The following is a 21,743-nucleotide window of genomic DNA, read 5'->3' on the forward strand; positions in this document are numbered from 1 at the left end:
TTTTTCAATCTAGTTTTTCGCAACAAAAAGTTATAGATAGTTTAGAATACGTCCTTTCTGAAATTAAAGTTGATAGCCTTAGAAGTGAAAAATCAACTGAACTCATCAATTTTTATCGTCATAGAGATTCGGATGTGCATTTATATCTTTTAACGAATTTACTTAACAAAAGCCTTAAAGATGGAAATGAAAGACTTCAGAGTAAATGGATTAATGAAAAAGCGACATACTATAAAATACAAGGTAATATTGATTCTTCACTAATATTCAGTAAAAAAGCGCTTAAAATTGGAGAAAAGCTTCAAGATTTTGGGCTTATAACTAATGCTAAAACATCACTTTCTGCGGCTTATATGGCTAATGGTAATCATACTAAAGCCATAGAATTATCGAATGAAATGCTTAAGGCTCATGAAGATTTAGGCAAGGAAGATGAAAGAAATTATCTCATCACAAAATATAATCTTTCTGGTGCATATTATGATATTGAAGACTATGATAAGTCTTTAGATTTAATAGAAGCCTTGTACAAAAGTTCAAAAGTAAAGGAAGATGAAGAGTTTTTGTCTGAAGTGTGTTTGCAAATTGCAGCAGTTAAATACCAATTAGATGACACAGATGAAGCTATAGAATATGCCAAATACGCAGAATCTATTGAAAAGCGATCTTATCTAAAAGCTATGATTTATTCGGTTTTAGGATCCTTATATAATGAAAAAGGAGACCATCAAAAAACCAACGGATATTTAGAAAAATCACTTCCTGTTTTTGAAGCTATGGGAGATCAAATTAGAATCATTGCCACCAAACAAAATATGGGGAATAATTCAATGTTTTTAGGCGAATATGATTTGGCAGAACAACAATTAAAAGAAGTTGAAACGCTATTGGCAAATGAGAAAAATCCAAGTTTAACTAACCTAGAAATTAATTATAGAGTGTTATCGGAGCTGTATGAAAAGAAACGAGATTATAAGAAATCTTTAGCATATTCAAAGAAAGAAAATGTGGTTCGTGATAGTGTTTTGGGTCTTGAAATGAGAACTGCCATTAGTGATATTGAAATAAAATACGATACAGAAAAAACGAAAAGAGAAAAAGAAACCGCAGAACAGCAAGTCGTAATCACTAAGCTAGAAAGCCAGGAAAACAGAAACTTGTTTATAGGCGCTTTAGTTGTTGCAGGTTTATTATTGTTAGCGTCCGTATTTTATTTTAGCCGATTGAAAGCAAAAAAGAAAGCAGAATTAATCACTTTAGAACTTAAAGAAGCACAAAAACGATTGGCTATTGAAAAGCAGTATAGAGATTCGGAATTAAAAGCGCTGAAGGCACAAATGAATCCGCATTTTATATTTAATGCCTTAAATTCTATTCAAGATTATATTGTGTTGAATCAAAAGAATTTGGCGAGTGACTATTTAGGGAAATTTGCAGATTTAATTCGTAATTACCTTCATTTTAGCGATACAGGTTTTATTTCTATTTCAGATGAAGTTCATAATTTAAACCTCTATTTAGAGCTCGAAAAATTACGTTTCGAAGAAGAATTAGAATATGCATTTCAAATTGATGATGCTGCAAATTCTGATGAGATAAATATTCCCACCATGTTAATTCAACCTTATATAGAAAATGCCTTAAAGCATGGTTTATTGCATAAAAAAGATAATCGAAGACTTGAAATTTCTATTCATAGAGTTTCAGATAAAATTATAGAATGTACCATTGTAGATAATGGCATAGGTAGAGAGAAATCGAAACAGATTAATAAAAAACGAGAATCACAACACAAGTCTTTTGCCTTAAAAGCAACCACAGAGCGCTTGGATTTGTTAAACTATGGTCGTGAGAAAAAAATAGGTGTAGCTATTATAGATCTATACGAAAACCATGAGCCAACAGGAACAAAAGTGATTTTGAAAATTCCAATTATAAAAAAGTAAAATGAAAGCACTTATAATAGACGACGAGAAAAAAGCAAGACAAGTATTGCATGTTTTGGTAGAGGAAAACTGTCCTAAAATCACTGAGATCTTTGAAGCATCAGATTTATTATCAGGTGTAGAACTCATAAAAAAAGAACAGCCAAGTATCGTCTTTTTAGATATTGAAATGCCAGAGCATTCAGGTTTAGAAATTTTAAATTTCATTGAAAAAGAAGTCCATAATTTCGAGATTATTTTCACCACAGCGTACAGTGAGTATGCTATACAAGCCTTTCAACTTTCAGCAATAGATTATTTATTAAAACCTGTAAGACCAAGTCAAGTAAAAGAGGCTGTAGAAAAAGCGCTTACTTTTTTAGGAAACACTCAAATTAATAAACGCCTTTCTGAATTAAAATCAAGTTTACAAGACTCTAGTTTCAAAAAAATAGGTTTGCCTAATGCAGATGGGATTAAGTTTGTGAATTTTAACGACATTATTATGTTAGAAGCAGACGGTATGTACACTAGCGTTTCAACTACGACACATGGTACTATTTTAGTAAGTAAACCCTTAAAGTTTTTTGTAGAGACACTTCAGGAAATAGGTGTGTTTTATAGACCACACCGTTCTCATCTTATTAATTTGTCTTTCATCAAAGAATACATCAAAAAGGATGGCGGTTATATTGTGATGGAAAATGATCAAACCGTATCGATCTCTAATGATAAGAAAGACGAATTTTTAACCATTGTTCAAAATATTGGTTAGTGCTCATTTTGAACTCTACGTTAGAAAAAGTTGTATGTAAATTATTAAATTGAAAATATGAAGGCATTTTTTTTAATTCTTTTTCTGTCCATATCGATCTATCCTTTAGTGGCTCAGGAAAAAGCATATATCTCTACTGAAAAAGCTATTTCAGATATAGACTACATGATTGAAACTATAGAGAAAGTACACTATAATCCTTATTTCATGGTGTCTGAGGATCAATTCAACCAAAGCAAAGAGGAATTGTTAGGAGCGTTTAATCAAGACTCAATACCGCTTAAAACTTTCATTGCTACAGGAATGAAATTGGTATCTCAACTCAGCGGAGGTCATACGATGATGGATTGGCAAAATCGAAATTTGATGCCAGAATTAATGCCCTTTAAATTTATTCCCTTTTCAGGAAAATTAGTCAATAACAATCAGGATTTTGAGGTAACCAAATCAACCATTTTAGACCTAGAGAAAGGAATGCATATTGTGTCTATAAATGGCATTAGCATGGTAGATTTGTATAAAGAATGCATGACTTATTTTGGTGGAATAGAATCTTTTAAAAATGTAAATGCCGAAAAAACACTACCACTCTTTCTGTTTTTTACAGACAAAATAGAAGCGCCATATCGTATAAAATTAAAAGGTGCTAAAGATGAATTGGAAACATTAGGAATAAATGTTTATGAAATCAACAATTTAATGACTGAAAATCAGCCAAAAGCCAATAATTATACATTTGAAATAATAAAGGATAATATCGGTCTTGTTTCTTATAATAGTTGTCAGGATTACGATGCATTTGATACCTTCTTAAAAGAAACATTTGCGAGTCTTAAAACAAAAAAGATTACAAAACTTATTATTGATATTCGAGAAAATGGAGGTGGAGATTCTAGTCTAAATGACTTATTGTTGTCATATATTACAACAACACCATACCGTCAATCTAGTGGTCGGTTTTGGAAAGTGAGTACACTGGCCAAAGAAACTTATAATAGTAATAGTGTGTTTGAAAAACTCTTTGGAAAGGAGTTTTTAATGACCTATAATGAGGCAGAAAACCAATCTATAATTGAAGATTTTGATGACTATTTAGTTAAGCCTATTACACCTGAAAACTATTTTAATGGAACCACATGTTTTTTAATTGGTCCTAGTACGTTTTCTAGTGCTAATTTTTTAGCAGATGCTGTAAAGACCTATAAATTAAGTGCGTTAATAGGTACAGCAACAGGTGAGTGTACCAACGATTTTGGCGAACTTATAAGTTTTGAATTACCAAATTCTGGCAATTATATTTATGTAAGTTCTACCTATGATATTGGCGCTAATGGGAAGTCTGATGTTTTTGAACCTGTTTTTCCTGATATTAAAGCGGAAAAAGAGGTGCTTTCTTTCGCTATCGATTGGATTGAAAATATAGATTAAATTCGTTGTAAAATTATTTTGTTATGATCTCGTAGGTGTCATGCTTACGAGATTTTTTACTTCAGAAGTTCAAAACCGCTTTTCAGAAATTTGCCATAAAAAAGACCACTGTTTTATGGCAATTTTGTTTTCAAATAAATCAATAAAAATAATTATTTTATGAAAACAAGAGTACTATCAATGTTAACACTTCTTATTATATGTATGGGAGTAAATGCACAAAATGTAAACATTCCAGATGCCAGTTTTAAAAGTTATTTAGTAAATAATCATACCATAAATACCAATCAGGATACAGAAATACAAGAAAGTGAAGCCATTGCTTTTGCTGGCTCTATGTTTTGTGATAATCGATCGATTTCAGATTTAACAGGTATTGAGGCATTTCCGAATATTGTAGAGTTATTTTGTCACGATAATGATTTAACAACTATAAATGTTTCAAATAATACGGCTTTAAGATATTTAGATGTTTCAGATAATGCTTTAAGTAGTATAGATGCTTCTGCTATTGTGGGGTTAAGACAATTTGACGTTAGTGGAAATCCAATGTCGAGTATAGACGTTTCATCCAATACGGCTTTAAATTCTTTATATTGTTACAATAATAATTTAACAACTTTAAATTTTCTAATAATACAGCTTTAATTGAATTAAGTTGTGGAGATAATGCATTAACAACCTTAGATGTAACTGCTAATTCTACGCTGTATGATATCTATTGTCAAAATAATGCATTAACAAGTTTAAAGGTCGCTAATGGTGTAAATAGTCCATATGGTCGTTTAAATGCCTTAAACAACCCCAATTTAACGTGTATAGAAGTAGATGATGTGGCTTGGAGTACTGCAAACTGGACTAATATAGATGCAACTGCAAGCTTTAGTACAAGTTGCGTAGCAACACCTTGTACTGTAAACATACCAGATGCAAACTTTAAAGCTTATTTAGTAGGTAACTCTGTAATAAATACAAATGGCGATACAGAAATTCAATGTAGTGAGGCAACTGCTTTTACTGGTTTAATCAATTGTTCTAGTTTATCAATTTCAGACTTAACAGGTATAGAGGCCTTTATAAATATAACAGATTTAATATGTCGTGATAATAATTTAACAAGCATAGATATTTCTGCAATTCCTAATTTAGGTGGGTTAGATTGTAGTGATAACCAGTTAACAAGTTTAGACACTTCTCTTAACACTGGTTTGTATAACCTTCGTTGTGCAAATAATGCATTAACAAGTATAGATCTTTCCACTCATCCATATATTAATACATTATATTGTAATGGTAATAATATAACCACCCTTAATCTTTCTAATCTTACTACTTTGTATGATTTAAATTGTAGTGACAATCAGATAACAAGTATAGATGCTTCTAATATTCCTTTACAATACTTCGAATGTCAAAATAATGCGTTAACAAGTTTAAATGTAGCAAATGGTAATAACTACAATATTGTAGATTTTGAGGCCACAAACAACCCAAATTTACCATGTATTCAAGTAGATGATGTAGCATATAGTACTACAAATTGGACAAACATTGATGCCGCTTCAAGTTTTAGTACAAGTTGTGCAGCTTGCGTTGTAAACATACCAAATGCAAACCTTAAACAAATATTAGTATCAGTTGCAGATACTAATGGAAATAATGAAGTGGAGTGTACAGCAGCAATTGCTTATACCGGTACTTTAAGCATAGGGTATCTTGGTCTAACAAATTTAATAGGTGTAGAGGCTTTTATTAACGTTACAAATATAAGTTGTCCGAGTAATAATATAACTAGTTATGATTTTTCTGCAAATACACAATTAACATATTTGTATATTAATGATAATAATTTTACAAGCTTAGATGTTTCTAGTTTAACAAATTTAGAAACTCTTTATGTCTCTTTTAATAATTTAACCGGTTTAGATGTTTCTAACTTATCCAATTTAGAAGATCTTGCTATCTATAACAATCAGATAACAAGTTTAGATGTTTCAACAAATACTTCTTTAGAATCACTTCATTGTGGCCTTAATTCTTTAACAAGTTTAAATGTTGCTAATGGTAATAATACTAATTTCACCAGTTTTAATGCCGAAAGTAACCCAAACCTTACTTGTATACAAGTAGATAATGTTGCATATAGCACGACAAACTGGACAGACATAGATCCTACAGCAAGTTATAGTACAAATTGCTCTGCTTGTACTGTAAATATTCCAGATGCAAATTTTAAAACCTATTTAGTAGGAAACGCAGCAATAAATACAGATGGTGATACAGAAATTAGTTGTAGTGAAGCAATGGCGTTTAATGGAACAATAGATTGTTCTAACCTATCTATAGCAGATTTGACAGGTATTGAGGCATTTACGTCTTTAGCAAAATTGTATAGTCACACAAATCAATTAACAAGTTTAGATGTTTCAGATATCACTACGTTAAACTATTTGACTTGTTATGGTAATCAATTAACAAGTTTAGATCTTTCAAATAATACGGCTTTAACGTATTTGAATTATTCAGAGAATCAAATAACAAGTTTAGACCTTTCTAATAATACGGCTTTAGAATATTTGTTTTGTAACGATAACCAAATAACAAGTTTAGACCTTTCTAATAATACGGCTTTAGTAAAATTATCGTGTACCACGAATCAATTAACGAGTTTAGATGTTTCAGTTAATACCGCGTTAGAAGATTTAAATTGTTCTGTTAATCAATTAATAAGTTTAGACCTTTCAAATAATACTGCTTTAACAAAAATGTATTGTGTAGATAACCAAATTACAGATTTAGATATTTCAGCTCTCACGGTATTAGAAAGCTTGTTTTGTAATGAAAATGAATTAACGAGTTTAAATATTGCAAATACAAATAATGCAAACATGCTACATATGTTTGCTAATGATAATCCAAATTTATCTTGTATTCAAGTAGATGATGTAGCTTATAGCGCTGCAAACTGGACAAACATAGATCCTATAGTAAATTTTAGTACAAATTGTAGGGGATTAAGTGTAGGTGATTTTATGAAGAATACAGTGTCTATTTATCCAAACCCAACGACATCTGTTTTAAATATTAAAATGGATAGCAACTTAAAACGAGCAACCATCTATTCTACATTAGGAGCTATCGTTTTAGAAACAACGTCAAAAACTATAGCAACGGCAAACTTAAAAAGTGGATTCTATTTAATTAGAATTGAAGACGAAAACGGAAACATTGCAACAAACCGATTTATTAAAGAGTAATGTGTAATTAAGTTCTTTTAGGGAAAAAAGGGATAAGAAATCTCGTAAGTGTCATGCTTACGGGATTTTTTTTTGCTTTAGAAGTTGAAAACGGTGTTTCAGAAATTGAGCAATTTTTTATGAAACTTCATAGTAGATATTTGTCCTCATAAATCTAAAATATAACCTATTATGAAAACAAAATTATTTTATGTATTGCTACTAATATGTGGCTATTCCTATTCGCAAGTGCCTGCTGGTACGTATGCCAAATACGATTTTACAAATGGCCTATTAATGGACACGGAAAACGGAATTCCATTAATTCAAGGAGGAACAACGTTTACAACTGTAAATGATCGTGCTTTAGTAGCAAATAATGCACTTAATCTAGACGAAGATTTTTTGTCAAGAGCAGATGTAGATTACCCAAATAGTTTTTTTGGTGCTCCTTATGGGCAAGATGGTACTATTAGTTTTTGGATTAAAACATCAACCGTAGATAGTAATGAGAGAGTTATTATTGATGATTCTAACAGACCAGATTTTGTAAGTACCAGTTGGGCTGGGTATAACATATTTTTGAAAAATGGGAATATTGGAATAAACGCTAGAATTGAATATACTAGTAATACAGGTTTAGGGTTTCAAGGGCTTACTAAGACAATCCCTTTTTTTGTTAGTGACGACGAATGGCACCATATAGCTATAACTATTGGTAACGAGTTAAGAGGCACGGGAGCAAGTGATATTATTGAAACTACGGCTAAAATTTACATTGATGGTCAATATTATGATGAAGCCAATAGAACGGATGTTAGGTCGGTTGCCTCTGGTGGTTTGCAATTAGCTCAGTCTCATGATGTTGCTGGAGATTTTGTCATAGCAAATAATAGAAGTAATAATTTAAGTGTTACTAATACATATCTCGATATTATAGACGATTTATATATTTACAAAAGACAACTTACCGCGCAAGAGGTTGGACAACTAAGTGTTTTAAATGGTTTTTGCTTTCCTATAACTTCGTCAGACATAACAGTTACTAATATAACAGGAACCACAGCAGATGTTTATTGGCCAGTGTCTGGAGATTTCGATTTGGCTTACGTGCCAAAAGGAGACCCTTTTACTAGTGCAACTATTATATCAAGTACAGGTTATATAGCTAATACTTTACAGAGTTTAACGGGATTACAACCTTCTACAATTTATAATTTTTATTTAAGAACAAAATGCTCATCAAATGCTATGTCTGCTTGGTCTGTGCCTTTAGAATTTAGAACTAATGGTATTACTTACGTTAACATAGGTGTTGTGGGAGGAGATAATAACGGTACATCATGGGCAAATGCGTATGATAATTTACAAGATGCCTTTACTACAGTAACTAATAATGGAGAAATATGGATTGCCGCAGGTACTTATACACCACACGCTTCGGATAGAAGTATCTATTTTGTAATTGATAAAGAAAATTTAAAAATCTATGGAGGTTTTGCAGGTACAGAAGCATCTATTAATGATAGAATTATTGGTGCTAATGAAACCATACTATCTGGTGACCTTGATGATAATGATGTAAATGTTTCTGATTTTATCGGTAATTATGCAAATACCACAAGAAACGCAGATAATAGTTACCGAGTCATAAATATTCTTAATGCCGGAAATAATTTATTGTTGGATGGTTTAACAATTAGTGATGCGCATAACAATATTAATGCAACAGCTCGTGGTGCCGCAATAGTAAAAGAAGGAGATGTAAAATACTTAAGCATAAAAAACTGTATAATAAAAGATAATGTGTCTAGAAATATAAACGCAGGCTTATTAGCAGATTTTGACTTACAGTTACCAAGCCGCACAGGAGGCTTAGTAATAGAAAATTGTCAGTTTATAAATAATATGTCTCGTGCAGGAACGGCTATTTATGCTCCAATATCTTATAGTGCAACTGTAAGTGTCAGAGTTACTAATACATTGTTTGATGGAAATATAGCAGGAAATTTAAATACGACATCAGCTCAAGGTCTTGCCGGAAGTTCTTCGTGGTTTAGATTAACTAATAACGGATCCAATGTGACACTCAATTTAACGAATAACACCTATGCTAACAATATCGATACAGGTACAGATCAAAGTTTAGGAAATTCTTCTAGATCTACTGTTGCAATTGGTAAATTCTCAAACATATCTAGTACGCTTAATGCCACTGTAAATAACTGTATTTTTTGGGGAAATACAAGTGCAGGCGGCTTAGATGCTGTAGCTATAACAGATTTACATGAAAGCCCAGTAATAGGTTCTATAACCGTAAATAACTCTATAGATTTATATGATTTTACAGATAGTGTTATTACGTCTAAATCTAATACTGTTACTACAGATCCATTATTTACTGATGCTGCTAATAGCGATTTTACATTAACAACTTCTTCGCCAGCAATAAACACAGGTGATAATACTTATGTTTCAACACCAACAGATTTATTAGGAAATCAACGTATTTTCAACTCAACAGTTGATATGGGAGCTTATGAGTACAATTCTACACTTGGAGTTCATACTTTTCATTTAAATGAAAACGAAATTAAACTCTATCCAAACCCTACAACGTCTGTTTTAAATATTGAGATGAAGGCAAATCTTAAGTATGCAACTGTTTATTCTGTTTTAGGTGCTAAAGTTTTAGAAACAAAATCGAATATGATAAACACGTCTAATTTAAAAACTGGATTATATTTAATTAAAATTGAAGACGAAAACGGAAACGTTTCAACCAAACGATTTATTAAACAATAAAGTTTTAGTTACTTTTTTTTAGGGATTAAAAGGGGAAGAAATCTCGTAAGTGTAATACTTACGAGTTTTTTTGTTTTAGAAGTTGATAACGGCATTTCAGAAATTCACACCATTTTGTTGAGGTATCATGATAGATATTTGCTGACATAACAATACTTAAAACCAAATTTATTATGAAAGCAAAATTACTATTACTTATTTTATTTATTAGCAGCATCACGTATGCTCAAGTACCAGGGGATTACCAACTACGATATGATTTTACAGGAGGATCACTACAAAATTTAGGATCTTCAGGTGCAAATCTTGTAAGAACAAGCGGTAGCGGAACAATTTCACAAACAGATCATTATGGAACCAACAATAACGCCATAAGAGTAAATGGAGATGAGTATTCGGGTGGTTCTTTAGCAGCAACCAATAACCTTACTATTAGCTTCTGGATGAAAGGTGGAGGTCCTGATGGTACATCTCAAAGAATTCTTCAGCTTATCGATAGTTCTGGTAGTGGCGTTTATATAGAAAACGTGAATGGTGACCGTTTAAAAATTCATATAGAAATAGGAACAACAGTGCTAACAACTACAGACGTTAGATCAGATATATATGATGGTGAATGGCATAATATTACTTTAACAGTCCAATTAAATGGATATTATTATTATTATTCTAATTTATATGTAGATGGTGCAGCGGTTAGTACAACTTCTTCTTATAAATTCTAGTGCACAGTTTAAAATCACACCAATATCATCTCTTAAGTTTTATGATTCTATAGATGATATTTCTATTTTTAGTAGAGCCCTTTCTGCTTCCGAAGTTTTTGCACTTTATAATCAATCAGAAAATACAGGAAGTAACCTTAGCCGTTATTACGTAGATCATACTGCAACAGGTTCTGGTGATGGTTCGTCTTGGGCAAATGCCTTTGTAGGTTTGCAACAAGCATTGGTTAATGCAGGTAGTGATGATGAAATTTGGATAGCTTCAGGTACTTATAAACCAGCAGTTGCTAGTCGTTCTACATATTTTCAGATTGTACATCCTAATTTAAGTATATATGGAGGTTTTGCAGGTACAGAAACTTCAATTGAAGATAGGGTTTTAGGAGCCAATGAAACAAAACTATCTGGGGATTTACTAGGCAATGACGTAAATGTTGCAGGTTTTGTAAATAATTATGCAAATACAACCAGAAATAGTGATAATAGTTACAGAATTATAGCTATACAAGCAACAGGAGAAAATTTACTTTTAGATGGCTTAACAATTAGTGATGCACATACTAATGTTGATGGAACAACTATAGGAGGTGCAATTTATAAAAACGATGCAGTTAATAACTTAACACTTGTAAATTGTATTATAAAAGATAATGTAAGTAGAAACTTTTCTGCAGGAATTTATGCAGATTTTAATTTAGGAAATGCAACGAGCGTAAGAGGTAGTTTAGTTTTAGATAGATGTCAGTTTATAAATAATATGTCTCGTGGAGGTTCAGGTATGTATAGTATTATTAGAGAGAATACAGATATAGATATTCGTATTACTAATAGTGTATTTGAAAATAATATAACGAGTGATTTAAGTGGTACATTAAAAGCTGTTTCTGGGAGCTCAATGTGGTTAAGATCAGCAGGTGCTAATTCAGATGCAGACATTAGTATTTATAATAATACCTATGTGAATAATATAGATAGCGGAACTGAGTATGCGACTGATGATAATTTTAGAGCAACTTTAGCAATCGCTAAAAACGGAACATTTTCAAATAATATTGTTGCTAATGTTGCTAACTGTATCTTTTGGAACAATACAGGTGAATCAGGACTTACAAGAGCAATTTCAGACCTTTGGGAAAACCCTATTACATCACTTAATGTGTATAATTCTTTAGATGCATTAAATTTTGTAGAAGGCAGCATCACTAACTCAGTTAATACGGTAACTACAAGTCCTTTATTTGTAAATACTTCAAATGGAGACTATAACCTAACAGCAAGTTCGCCAGCCGTAAATACAGGAGATAATACCTATATTTTTGGAGCCATGGATTTATTAGGAAACCAAAGAGTTTATACGACCACTGTAGATATGGGAGCTTACGAATATGGTTCTACATTAGGGATTAACGATTTTTCTATTGCAGAAAACCAGGTGAAATTATACCCAAACCCAGCAGCGTCAGTTTTAAATATAGAAATGACTCAAGACTTTAAGCAAGCCACGATTTATTCCGTTTTAGGAAAAGAAGTATTAAGCACTCAAAATAAAAATATGAATATTTCAGGATTATCAAACGGTGTGTTTTTAATTAAAATTGAAGACGAAAACGGAAACGTTTCAACCAAAAGATTTATCAAACAATAATGTTTTAGTGATATGTTTTAGGGAGTAAGGGGATAAGAAATCTCGTAAGTGTAGTGCTTACGGGATTTTTTTTGTTTTAGAAGTTGAAAAAGGGGTTTCAGAAAGTTACCACATATTTAAGTCTAATTCTATAAGATATTTGCACAAGTAAAATATAAATAACCAATTATGAAAAAAATAATAGTATCCATTGCATTAGTGTTAACAGCAGCCTTAACACAAGCACAAAACAGTTTATTTAATAACATTTCTACCACAGAGCAATATCAAGAATATTGGTCAGTTTATGATGCAAAAGGAGATGGGGTGTATACAGTAACCAAAAAGCGTTTTCTTGTTACATTTCAAACAGAATATCTAGCTACTGGAGAAGGGTATAAAATAGAAGCTGTTATTGAAAGTGAGGGGGTTAATAAAGGAAGTGTACAACACAGGTATGATGCCACTGATAATTATTATTTGGCCTCTGGATACCCATACGAATCTATATTAAAACATAAATATCTAAAAAATGGATTTGTATCTATGGGTGACTATGTACTCTTGCTTTCTGGTATCTCAGAAGATGGTACGTCTTTTGAAGGCATTGACAAAATATACATAAAAAAAGGAGCAGCGACACCATCAAAAGAAGCAGAAGCAGAAAAGGTAGAAAAACCAAAAAAGAAGAAAATGTCGTTTAAAGAAAGAATAATGGCATTAAAAACTAAGGCAACCGGTGTTGCTAATAGTAATGGCGGAATCAAGATAAAAGATTTACGTAAAAACATTACGGATTACTTAGTAGCTATGAAAGCAAAACAAGATGCCAGAACCTCTGCTGAATTAAAGGGAGATAAAAACATCATAGCTGCTAGAGAACGAGGAGACGCAGATATAAAAAAATATAACGACTCTATTAAAGCAACACCTGAGTATAAAAAAACGATGGCTTTCCATAAACGTAGGGATGGTGAACAAGTAACTATTAACAATGAAACTGGTAGAACTATTTATGTATTTCGAAAAGGGGATGATAGAACATTTTCGGGAACTGAAGTATGGGATAACGGTTCTACAAAATTGGAGTGTGACCAAGATTACTCTTATAGTTTTAGTAAAAAAGGCTCAGGAATTCAATGTTATACCGCTAATACTGCTTGTGGTAATGCTGTTACCGTAGAATAGATAATACAAATAAAACTATTCCGCTTTTGTAGTAATGATATGGTGGCTAACAACATTAATTATAATCTGTAAAACAAACAGATGAGTTAAATAAACAATTTGAAAAAAGATTAAAAAGTGCTATTAATCAATTTAAGAAAGTTGGACTAATTAATTTTAGTTCAACTTTTCTTTTTTATAATTGTTTTGATGCAATCACTCTAGTGTTACTAAGCATTAATCAACACCAAAAACCAACCTGCAACTAATAATAATCCACCTATTGGAGTCACAGGTCCTAAAAATCGAAGCTTTTTTCCTTTGGCATCCGATAAAATCAAACCGTAAATACTAAAAGAGAATAGTATAATACCAATGGTGAAACACCAATACGTTGCTGAGGTCACATTGGTAGCGCTTAGACCTAAAGCTAATAATACAATAGCATGATACATTTGATATTTTACGCCAACTTCAAAACTATGCAATTGCTCTGTAGATAAAATTTTCTTTAAAGCATGGGCTCCAAAAGCACCAAAAATTACAGCTAACATGCCAAAAAGTGCACCAGTAGCAATGATAATATGTTGCGTCATTTAAGTCAATTGTTTTATTTATAAACTACAGGAATAATTTCACCTTTAGCTAAGCAGTATTTTTCAATGTCTTCGTTAGAAAGGGAAGCTGTATAATCTACTTCTTCAACTTTAAAACCAATAGAACGCAACTTATCAAAATAATCACGACCATAAACCCTAACGTGATCATATTGTCCAAAAATCTTAGCACGTTCATCTCTATCCGTTATAGAATCATCTTCAAAAGTCACTTCACGATTCAAATCTTGTGGAATCTGAAAAATACCATAACCACCAGGCTTCATAACTCTATATAATTCTTGCATGGCTTTAGTATCATCTGGAATATGCTCTAAAACATGATTACAGAGAATAATATCATAACTGCTATCCTCAAAAGGCAAATCGCAAATATCGGCTTTGACATCTGCAATAGGTGATAATAAATCGGTTGTGGTATATTTTAAGTTTTTAAGACCTTTAAACCGTTTTAAAAAACATTGTTCAGGTGCGAAGTGGAGGACGCTTTTTTTAGCAGAAAAGAAATCTGTTTCATTATTAAGATATAACCACAATAATCGGTGACGTTCTAAACTTAAGGTTGATGGTGATAATACATTGTTTCGTTGATTACCATAACCATAAGGTAAAAAGGTTTTGAAACTTTTACCATCAATGGGATCTGTGAAGGTATTGCCTTTTAAAAAGAAAGCTAAAATTGGTCGTACTATGTAGCTAAGCCTTATTAATAAAGGTCTTGGAATGGTGTTTAATATAAGTTTAAAAATTTTCTTCAAATTAACTAAGCATCAACTTCTACAGAAGAAGAAATTAAATTATATATACCATCCCAAAGCGTAATTCTATGTTGTAAAGCCGCTTTAGCAACCGCTAAAACTTCATTCCATTTTTGTTCATCATTACCACATAATTCTTCAATCATTTTTAAAGAAAGTGGACCATGCTCATCTCCATCTAGTTCAATATGACGTTTAAAATAATAAGTTAATTTACTATAGGTATTGTCACTAGTTTTAGACTGATTTATAATTTGAAAAAACATATCAGGAATAACATCTTCACGCCCAAAAGTAAAAGCCGAAGCAATTTTATGAGGTTTTTCTGTTGCAATCACTTGGAATGTAAAGTCAATAAAATTTAAAGTTTCTTTACTTAATTCAACTTTACTAACGGTGTTTTTTATAGAAAAACCATTTTGAATATGATAGACAAAATTCTCGATTTGTGTGGTGCTTGCATTAATTTGGTGCATCGCATCTATATACATTTCATAATGACTTTTAGGTTCACCTAATTCATTGATGTCGCTTTCTTCTCCAAGTACTATTTCATTAATAAAACGCGCTGTCGATGGATTTTGAACAGGGCTCCATGGCACTGATGTGTTTGTTAGATGATTTTGAAGTGCTTTTAGTAAAGACATAAAATCCCAAACAGCAAACACGTGTTGCTCCATAAATGTTTTTACAGCTTCAATAGAAGTTAAAGCACTATATAGTTTATGATTATTGAGTTCAGATCTTAAACCGGTTAATTCTTTTTCTAAGTATTCAATGCTCATAATAATTATAATTTAAAGCACTAAAGCCTTTTGTCTAAAAGCATCCTCTTCATCAGAAGTAATTCCTAAAGCTTCATAGACATATCCAAACGTTGATAAAATTTCAGGTTTCCCGTCAACAATGGCAACATCGTGTTCAAAATGCACACTTGGTTTTCCGTCTTGAGTAACAATCGTCCAACCGTCACTCAATTGTTTGACTTTATGCGTTCCTAAATTTATCATTGGTTCAATGGCAACAACCATACCTTCGATAAACTTTTTACCACGACCGCGTTTTCCGTAGTTGGGCATTTCAGGGTCTTCATGCATTTTTCGACCTAAACCATGACCAACCAATTCTCTAACAACACCATAACCTTCGGCTTCTGTGTATTGTTGAATAGCAAAACCAACATCACCAACGCGATTGCCAATTTTTAATTGTTCAATACCTTTATAAAGTGACTCTTTAGTAATCTGAATTAATTTCTTCGTCTCTTCTGCAACATTTCCAATTTCAAACGTATAAGCGTGGTCTCCATAAAAGCCATTCAAAATAGAACCGCAATCTATCGAAACAATATCGCCATCTTTTAGTGGAATATCTGTTGGTAAACCATGTACTACAGCTTCATTAACACTACATAATAAAGTTGAAGGACAATCGTAAAGTCCTTTAAAACCAGGTAGAGCACCTTGGTCCCTTATAAATTCTTCTGCAATAGTATCTAAATGATTGGTGGTAACCCCTTCTTTTACTTCAGAGGCTAACATCCCTAAGGTTTTAGATACGATAAGTGCGCTTTTGCGCATTAATTCAATTTCTTCAGCTGTTTTTACTATAATCATGATTCAAATTAATTGGGTGTAAAGATAGGTAATTATAACAATTTTATAATATTTCTAAAACATGATAAATAACAGTTTCTAAATAAATTTTCTATTATATGTTTGCATTATAAAATTAAATAGCCATGTATAAAACCGTTACCGCAGAAGAAGCTTTAAAAGTTGTTAAATCTAATGATCGTGTATATATTCAGGCAGCCGCAGCAGCTCCACAGGTGCTTGTTAATGCCTTGTCAGCAAGACATGAGGAATTAAGAAATGTTGAAGTGTGTCATTTACATACCGAAGGTGAAGCGCCTTATGCCGATCCAAAGTTAAAAGATAGCTTTCACGTTAACTCTTTTTTTATTGGAAAAAATGTAAGACATACCTTAAAAGCAGGAAATGGCTCTTACACCCCTGTTTTTTTAAGTGAATTGCCTCGACTTTTTCAACAACGTATTTTAGAACTTGATGTTGTTTTAATTCAAGTTTCCGTTCCAGATCGTCATGGGTATTGCTCATTAGGGGTTTCTGTAGAAGCCTCTTTAGCAGCAATAGATAATGCGAAATGTGTAATTGCACAGGTGAATCCGCAAATGCCAAGAACGCATGGAGCAGGAATTATTCATATGACTGAAATTGATTATTTTGTTGAGTCAGATGAAGCGCTTCCTGTACATCATATGGCAGAGCCTAATCCTATTGAAAGTAAGATTGGAGATTATGTTGCTAGTTTAATAGAAGATCGAAGTACATTGCAAATGGGGATTGGTTCTATTCCTAATGCCGTATTAACACGCTTAACAAATCATAAAGACTTAGGGTTACATACCGAAATGTTTTCAGATGGTGTTATTGATTTAATATTGAATGACGTCATAAATGGAAATTATAAAAAGATTAATCGCGGACGTTCGTTGGCGACATTTTTAATAGGTTCTAAGCGCTTATATGATTACGTAGATGATAACCCGTTTGTAGAAATGCGGGCTTCAAATTATACCAATAACGCAGCGTATATTAAGCAAAACCCAAAGATGGTAGCTATAAATTCAGCGATAGAAGTCGATGTTACTGGTCAAGTTTGTGCAGATTCTATTGGGGCTAATATGTATTCTGGTGTTGGTGGGCAAATGGATTTTATACGAGGAGCATCATTAAGTCAAGGGGGTAAGGCTATTATTGCACTGCCGTCAGTGACTAAAAATGGGATTAGTAGAATTGTACCAACATTAAAACCTGGTGCAGGTGTTGTAACTACGAGAGCTCACGTACATTACGTGGTTACAGAGTATGGTATTGCTAATTTATACGGAAAAACGATAAAAGAAAGAGTAAAGGCTTTAGTCAATATTTCACATCCAGATCACAGAGAAAGTATCGATAGGGCTTATTTTGATATGATAAAGTAACTAGCAGTATTTACAGCTTCCACCATTTTTTTGGTGGAGCTGTAATTTTTGGTTCTTCGTTGGTGATCAATTGGTATACTTCCCCCCAGCCTAGAATGCCACCTATATTTCTATCGTCTATAAATAGGTCGGCATGGATTTTACGACTTCTACTGTAATCGTATTTTTCTTCTGGAAAACTCGCGTTTACAGCATAAAAATCAATACCATTTTCTTTACAAAAATCAACAGCTTCTTGTAATTTAGCACCACATCTATAGGTCCATAAAATTAACCGATGACCATCTTCTTGAAGTCTTTTTAAAGTTTCAAAAGCAAAAATTCGTGTTTTACCAATTTTAGGATAAGCATCCTCTACAATGGTACCATCAAAGTCTACGGCAATTATTAATCTATTTTGAAAATTCATGCTATTTATAGTATCTGGGTCTAAGGCAAAGTTACAACAATAAGAAAATTACACAAGGCTTTCTCTTGTCATTGCTTTTGGTTGTGGTATGCCAATTAACTTTAAAATAGTTGGTGCAATATCGCCTAAAACTCCATCTTTAATAGTCTTTAAATCCTTGTCTATTAATATAACAGGAACAGGGTTAGTGGTGTGAGCTGTATTTGGTGAGCCATCAGGATTTATCATGGTTTCACAGTTACCATGATCGGCAATTAAAATGGTGGTATAATCGTTTTCTAATGCTGTAGTTATAACTTCTTTAACGCATTTATCTACATGTTCACAAGCTTCAATTGCTGCTTGCATCACTCCTGTGTGACCTACCATATCTCCATTAGCGAAATTTAGGCATACAAAATCAACGTCTCCTTTTTTAAGTTCCGGAACTAAAGCGTCTGTTAATTCATAAACACTCATTTCTGGTTTTAAATCGTAAGTAGCGACTTTGGGTGAGTTTCTTAAAATTCGGGTTTCACCTTCAAATGGTTTTTCTTGCCCACCAGAAAAGAAGAACGTTACATGAGGATACTTCTCAGTTTCAGCAATTCTAATTTGTTTTTTTTGATGTTTTTCTAAGACTTCACCTAAGGTGTCTGTTAGATTATCTTTATTAAAAACAACATTAATGCCTTTAAACGAGTTATCGTAATTGGTGATAGTCACGTAATACAGATTCATTTTGTGCATATTGTACTCATGGAAATCTCTTTGAGTTAATGCCTCTGTTAATTGTCGTCCGCGATCCGTTCTAAAGTTAAAAAAGATAACAACATCATCCTCTTTAATTTTAGCTATAGGTTGGTTATTATGATCAGTTACAATTAATGGTTTTATAAATTCGTCTGTAATATCGTTGTCGTAATTATTTTGAATCGATTTTAAGACATCATTGGTTTTTTCTCCTTCTGCATTTACCAATGCATCATAAACAATTTTTACACGTTCCCAACGTTTATCTCTGTCCATGGCATAATAGCGACCAGTTACTGTTGCTAATTGTCCTGAAGTTTTATCGAGATGATCTTCTAATTTAGAAATAAAACTTAATCCAGATTTTGGGTCTACATCTCTACCATCTGTAAAGGCATGTACAAAAACGTTCTCTAGACCATAATCATTAGTGGCATTTAATAAGCCATAAAGATGATTAATATGAGAATGTACTCCACCGTCACTGACCAAACCTAATAAATGAACATTTTTATTATTGATTTTAGCATATTCAAAAGCCGATTTTAAAACCGGTTCTTCACGAAGTGTATTGTTTTCTACAGCAAGGTTAATTTTTACTAAATCTTGGTATACAATTCGTCCTGCACCTAAATTCATATGTCCAACTTCGCTATTTCCCATCTGTCCTTCAGGTAAACCTACGTGGAGACCGTCGGTTCTTAAGCTTGCATTTGGATATTTCGTATAAAGCGAATCTATAAATGGTGTTTGTGCGTTGTCTATAGCTGAAACTTTAGGATCAGGAGATTTTCCCCAACCATCTAAAATCATTAAAATAACCTTCTTGTTCATTTGTAATTGTTTTGAGTATCAAAGATAACACATACAACTCGACTATAAATCGCTAGGCTAAAAAAAATTGAAGCATTAACGTTGTTTTAAGGTTTTTTAATGCATTGATAAAGTATGGATTAGGAATTGTAATAATGCTAATATGTTTATTTTCAAAATGTTAAAAATATGTTATAAAATAATTTTTGTGTAACACTTCAGTGGTTGTGGCGTCTATTTAGTGTAATCAAAAAACAATCAATTAAATTTAAAACCTTTCATCATGAAAAAATCAGTAGTAGTATTAGCCTTAGCATTAGGCTTCTCAATTTCAAATTTAAATGCATCCAATGCCATTTTAACTTCAGAAGTTAATGACATCATTGTTACAACCGTTGAAGTAAGTCCTTTATGTAAGGCCGTTGCAACAGGTAATTTAGAAGAAATGAACAAGCTTATAAAATCTGGTGCAGACGTCAATGCAAAGTCTAATGGTATGATGCCAATTCACTATGCAGCAAAGTATAATCGTGTAGAAATTATTAAAGTATTAATCACTGCAGGTTCTAAAATTCATGAATCATGTGATATGGGTTATACGGCATTAAATCACGCACAAAAATCTAAGGCTAAAGAAGCCGAAATGTTTCTTAAGCGTTTTAAAAATAAAGATGTCTAGGAGTAGGCAATTATTTGAGTTAGTTAGTCAAAAAAAAAGCGTCTCTAGGACGCTTTTTTGTTTATAGGATGGTTGAGTTATAATTTAAGATGGACGGTTAAAAACAATATAGTCTATTTTAAAAAACTTAAATCAGAAGTAGTCGCTATTTCATAGGGAGGTTTTTTACATTCAAATATTCTAGCATCTAGTGTACCTTGTAGTGTTATTTTGTTGCCTTTAACGGCAATCCAACTTCCTTCACGAATACCTATAACAGGTTGATTATTATACGCATGAAACTCTTTAATTCTGGTTTCTCTGGTTTCCCCCATATGTGTACTGCCTTCAATAGGATCTAGGTAATGCGGATTAATATTGAAAGGTACTAAACCTAAGGTTTTAAAACTAGGAGGATATACAATTGGCATATCGTTAGTGGTATGCATTGTTAAGCCACAAATATTACTTCCTGCACTGGTACCTAAATAAGGTGTTCCGTTTTTAACAGCTTCCTTTATAGGTAGTAATGCTTTGTTTTTATAGAGTTGTGACACTAAAACAAAAGTATTCCCTCCACCAACAAAAATACCTTCTGCATTTTTAATGGCGTTTTCTGCATTTTCAAATTCGTGAATACCCTTTACCGTTTTTCCTATTTTATGAAATGCTTTAGATGCCGTTTTTGTGTAGTCATCATGCGAAATACCTCCTGGTCTAGCATAAGGAATAAATAAAATTTCATTTGCAGATTTAAAATGAAGCTGAAGTTCGTCTAATAAATAGTCTAAATAACCACTACCATGGATAGTGGAAGTACTTGCAATTATAATTGATTTCAAATCGTGATATTTTAGTGGTTCCGTTTTACAAAGAAAGTTAATCTTTTTTAAAAGTACTATTTTCTCATTTAACAAACATTTACATACGAATTCCTATGAGAATTGAAGAATATAACCGAAATTTATTACAAGAATTAAAATTAGGAAAAAGGCATGTTAAAATTGTTTTCAATTAAGAGAATGATTTACAATAAACAGCTTCCAATAATTTTAGAAAAA

18 protein-coding genes are annotated in these 21,743 nt (G+C 32.2%); 11 read left to right on the plus strand and 7 right to left on the minus strand.

Annotated features, from left to right (window positions below; translation table 11 throughout):
- The first annotated feature begins 134 nt into the window (after nt 1-134).
- From ACXGSQ_RS07200 to ACXGSQ_RS07240, 9 genes are all read left to right on the plus strand, one after another.
- Complete coding sequence (locus ACXGSQ_RS07200; RefSeq protein ID WP_458628937.1) at nt 135-1,946, plus strand: tetratricopeptide repeat-containing sensor histidine kinase; 1,812 nt, start codon at nt 135-137, stop codon at nt 1,944-1,946.
- A gap of 1 nt (nt 1,947) precedes the next feature.
- The gene (locus ACXGSQ_RS07205; RefSeq protein WP_458628938.1) at nt 1,948-2,700 is read left to right on the plus strand and encodes a LytR/AlgR family response regulator transcription factor; all 753 of its coding nucleotides are present in this window, start codon (nt 1,948-1,950) and stop codon (nt 2,698-2,700) included.
- Nucleotides 2,701-2,757: 57 nt separating this feature from the next.
- Entirely contained in the window at nt 2,758-4,128 is a 1,371-nt protein-coding gene (locus ACXGSQ_RS07210) for a S41 family peptidase (RefSeq protein WP_458628939.1), read from the plus strand.
- 159 nt (nt 4,129-4,287) lie between these two features.
- On the plus strand, nt 4,288-4,776 hold the full coding sequence (locus tag ACXGSQ_RS07215) for a hypothetical protein (RefSeq protein WP_458628940.1): 489 nt from the start codon (nt 4,288-4,290) through the stop codon (nt 4,774-4,776).
- 185 nt (nt 4,777-4,961) lie between these two features.
- The gene (locus ACXGSQ_RS07220; RefSeq protein ID WP_458628941.1) at nt 4,962-7,385 is read left to right on the plus strand and encodes a leucine-rich repeat domain-containing protein; all 2,424 of its coding nucleotides are present in this window, start codon (nt 4,962-4,964) and stop codon (nt 7,383-7,385) included.
- 171 nt (nt 7,386-7,556) lie between these two features.
- A complete protein-coding gene (locus tag ACXGSQ_RS07225) occupies nt 7,557-10,169 on the plus strand; it encodes a T9SS type A sorting domain-containing protein (protein WP_458628942.1) in 2,613 nt (870 codons plus the stop codon).
- 173 nt (nt 10,170-10,342) lie between these two features.
- Nucleotides 10,343-10,894 (plus strand): LamG-like jellyroll fold domain-containing protein, encoded by a 552-nt coding sequence (locus ACXGSQ_RS07230; RefSeq protein WP_458628943.1) that lies wholly within the window; start codon nt 10,343-10,345, stop codon nt 10,892-10,894.
- Nucleotides 10,854-12,539: a T9SS type A sorting domain-containing protein gene (locus ACXGSQ_RS07235; protein WP_458628944.1), complete on the plus strand. Its 1,686-nt coding sequence runs from the start codon at nt 10,854-10,856 to the stop codon at nt 12,537-12,539. The genes ACXGSQ_RS07230 and ACXGSQ_RS07235 overlap by 41 nt, the downstream gene beginning before the upstream one ends.
- 168 nt (nt 12,540-12,707) lie before the next feature.
- The gene (locus tag ACXGSQ_RS07240) at nt 12,708-13,706 is read left to right on the plus strand and encodes a hypothetical protein (RefSeq protein WP_458628945.1); all 999 of its coding nucleotides are present in this window, start codon (nt 12,708-12,710) and stop codon (nt 13,704-13,706) included.
- 209 nt (nt 13,707-13,915) lie between these two features.
- Here ACXGSQ_RS07240 and ACXGSQ_RS07245 read toward each other — a convergent pair whose 3' ends face one another.
- Genes ACXGSQ_RS07245 through map form a run of 4 tightly spaced genes read right to left on the minus strand, consistent with a single transcriptional unit; the run spans nt 13,916 to nt 16,676 of the window.
- A complete protein-coding gene (locus ACXGSQ_RS07245) occupies nt 13,916-14,281 on the minus strand; it encodes a DUF423 domain-containing protein (RefSeq protein ID WP_458628946.1) in 366 nt (121 codons plus the stop codon).
- A 14-nt stretch (nt 14,282-14,295) separates the two neighbouring features.
- Nucleotides 14,296-15,060: a class I SAM-dependent methyltransferase gene (locus tag ACXGSQ_RS07250; RefSeq protein ID WP_458628947.1), complete on the minus strand. Its 765-nt coding sequence runs from the start codon at nt 15,058-15,060 to the stop codon at nt 14,296-14,298.
- Nucleotides 15,061-15,065: 5 nt separating this feature from the next.
- Nucleotides 15,066-15,845: a DUF3050 domain-containing protein gene (locus ACXGSQ_RS07255; protein ID WP_458628948.1), complete on the minus strand. Its 780-nt coding sequence runs from the start codon at nt 15,843-15,845 to the stop codon at nt 15,066-15,068.
- A 12-nt stretch (nt 15,846-15,857) separates the two neighbouring features.
- Entirely contained in the window at nt 15,858-16,676 is an 819-nt protein-coding gene (gene map / locus ACXGSQ_RS07260; RefSeq protein ID WP_458628949.1) for a type I methionyl aminopeptidase, read from the minus strand.
- A gap of 125 nt (nt 16,677-16,801) precedes the next feature.
- On the opposite strand from map, the gene ACXGSQ_RS07265 reads away from it, so the two are divergent.
- Entirely contained in the window at nt 16,802-18,070 is a 1,269-nt protein-coding gene (locus ACXGSQ_RS07265) for an acetyl-CoA hydrolase/transferase family protein (protein WP_458628950.1), read from the plus strand.
- Between the two features lie 10 nt (nt 18,071-18,080).
- On the opposite strand, the gene ACXGSQ_RS07270 is transcribed toward ACXGSQ_RS07265, so the two are convergent.
- Both ACXGSQ_RS07270 and gpmI read right to left on the minus strand, forming a co-directional pair.
- Nucleotides 18,081-18,479: a BT0820 family HAD-type phosphatase gene (locus ACXGSQ_RS07270; RefSeq protein ID WP_458628951.1), complete on the minus strand. Its 399-nt coding sequence runs from the start codon at nt 18,477-18,479 to the stop codon at nt 18,081-18,083.
- Between the two features lie 48 nt (nt 18,480-18,527).
- Entirely contained in the window at nt 18,528-20,045 is a 1,518-nt protein-coding gene (gpmI, locus tag ACXGSQ_RS07275) for a 2,3-bisphosphoglycerate-independent phosphoglycerate mutase (protein ID WP_458628952.1), read from the minus strand.
- 262 nt (nt 20,046-20,307) lie between these two features.
- Here gpmI and ACXGSQ_RS07280 point away from each other — a divergent pair, with 262 nt between their 5' ends.
- Nucleotides 20,308-20,703, plus strand: coding sequence for an ankyrin repeat domain-containing protein (locus ACXGSQ_RS07280; protein ID WP_458628953.1), 396 nt, complete (start codon nt 20,308-20,310; stop codon nt 20,701-20,703).
- Nucleotides 20,704-20,816: 113 nt separating this feature from the next.
- Here the strand turns inward: ACXGSQ_RS07280 and pepE are convergent, their stop codons facing one another.
- Nucleotides 20,817-21,524: a dipeptidase PepE gene (pepE, locus tag ACXGSQ_RS07285; RefSeq protein WP_458628954.1), complete on the minus strand. Its 708-nt coding sequence runs from the start codon at nt 21,522-21,524 to the stop codon at nt 20,817-20,819.
- Between the last annotated feature and the right edge of the window lie 219 nt (nt 21,525-21,743).

Source organism: Winogradskyella sp. PC D3.3, assembly GCF_054366245.1.

What these genes read in the sequence shown, in the direction of transcription:
- ACXGSQ_RS07205 (WP_458628938.1), top strand. Translation starts at nt 1,948, where the DNA reads ATGAAAGCACTTATAATAGACGACGAGAAAAAAGCAAGACAAGTATTG.
- ACXGSQ_RS07210 (WP_458628939.1), top strand. Translation starts at nt 2,758, where the DNA reads ATGAAGGCATTTTTTTTAATTCTTTTTCTGTCCATATCGATCTATCCT.
- ACXGSQ_RS07215 (WP_458628940.1), top strand. Translation starts at nt 4,288, where the DNA reads ATGAAAACAAGAGTACTATCAATGTTAACACTTCTTATTATATGTATG.
- ACXGSQ_RS07225 (WP_458628942.1), top strand. Translation starts at nt 7,557, where the DNA reads ATGAAAACAAAATTATTTTATGTATTGCTACTAATATGTGGCTATTCC.
- ACXGSQ_RS07230 (WP_458628943.1), top strand. Translation starts at nt 10,343, where the DNA reads ATGAAAGCAAAATTACTATTACTTATTTTATTTATTAGCAGCATCACG.
- ACXGSQ_RS07235 (WP_458628944.1), top strand. Translation starts at nt 10,854, where the DNA reads ATGGTGCAGCGGTTAGTACAACTTCTTCTTATAAATTCTAGTGCACAG.
- ACXGSQ_RS07240 (WP_458628945.1), top strand. Translation starts at nt 12,708, where the DNA reads ATGAAAAAAATAATAGTATCCATTGCATTAGTGTTAACAGCAGCCTTA.
- ACXGSQ_RS07245 (WP_458628946.1), bottom strand. Translation starts at nt 14,281, where the DNA reads ATGACGCAACATATTATCATTGCTACTGGTGCACTTTTTGGCATGTTA.
- ACXGSQ_RS07255 (WP_458628948.1), bottom strand. Translation starts at nt 15,845, where the DNA reads ATGAGCATTGAATACTTAGAAAAAGAATTAACCGGTTTAAGATCTGAA.
- map (WP_458628949.1), bottom strand. Translation starts at nt 16,676, where the DNA reads ATGATTATAGTAAAAACAGCTGAAGAAATTGAATTAATGCGCAAAAGC.
- ACXGSQ_RS07265 (WP_458628950.1), top strand. Translation starts at nt 16,802, where the DNA reads ATGTATAAAACCGTTACCGCAGAAGAAGCTTTAAAAGTTGTTAAATCT.
- ACXGSQ_RS07270 (WP_458628951.1), bottom strand. Translation starts at nt 18,479, where the DNA reads ATGAATTTTCAAAATAGATTAATAATTGCCGTAGACTTTGATGGTACC.
- gpmI (WP_458628952.1), bottom strand. Translation starts at nt 20,045, where the DNA reads ATGAACAAGAAGGTTATTTTAATGATTTTAGATGGTTGGGGAAAATCT.
- ACXGSQ_RS07280 (WP_458628953.1), top strand. Translation starts at nt 20,308, where the DNA reads ATGAAAAAATCAGTAGTAGTATTAGCCTTAGCATTAGGCTTCTCAATT.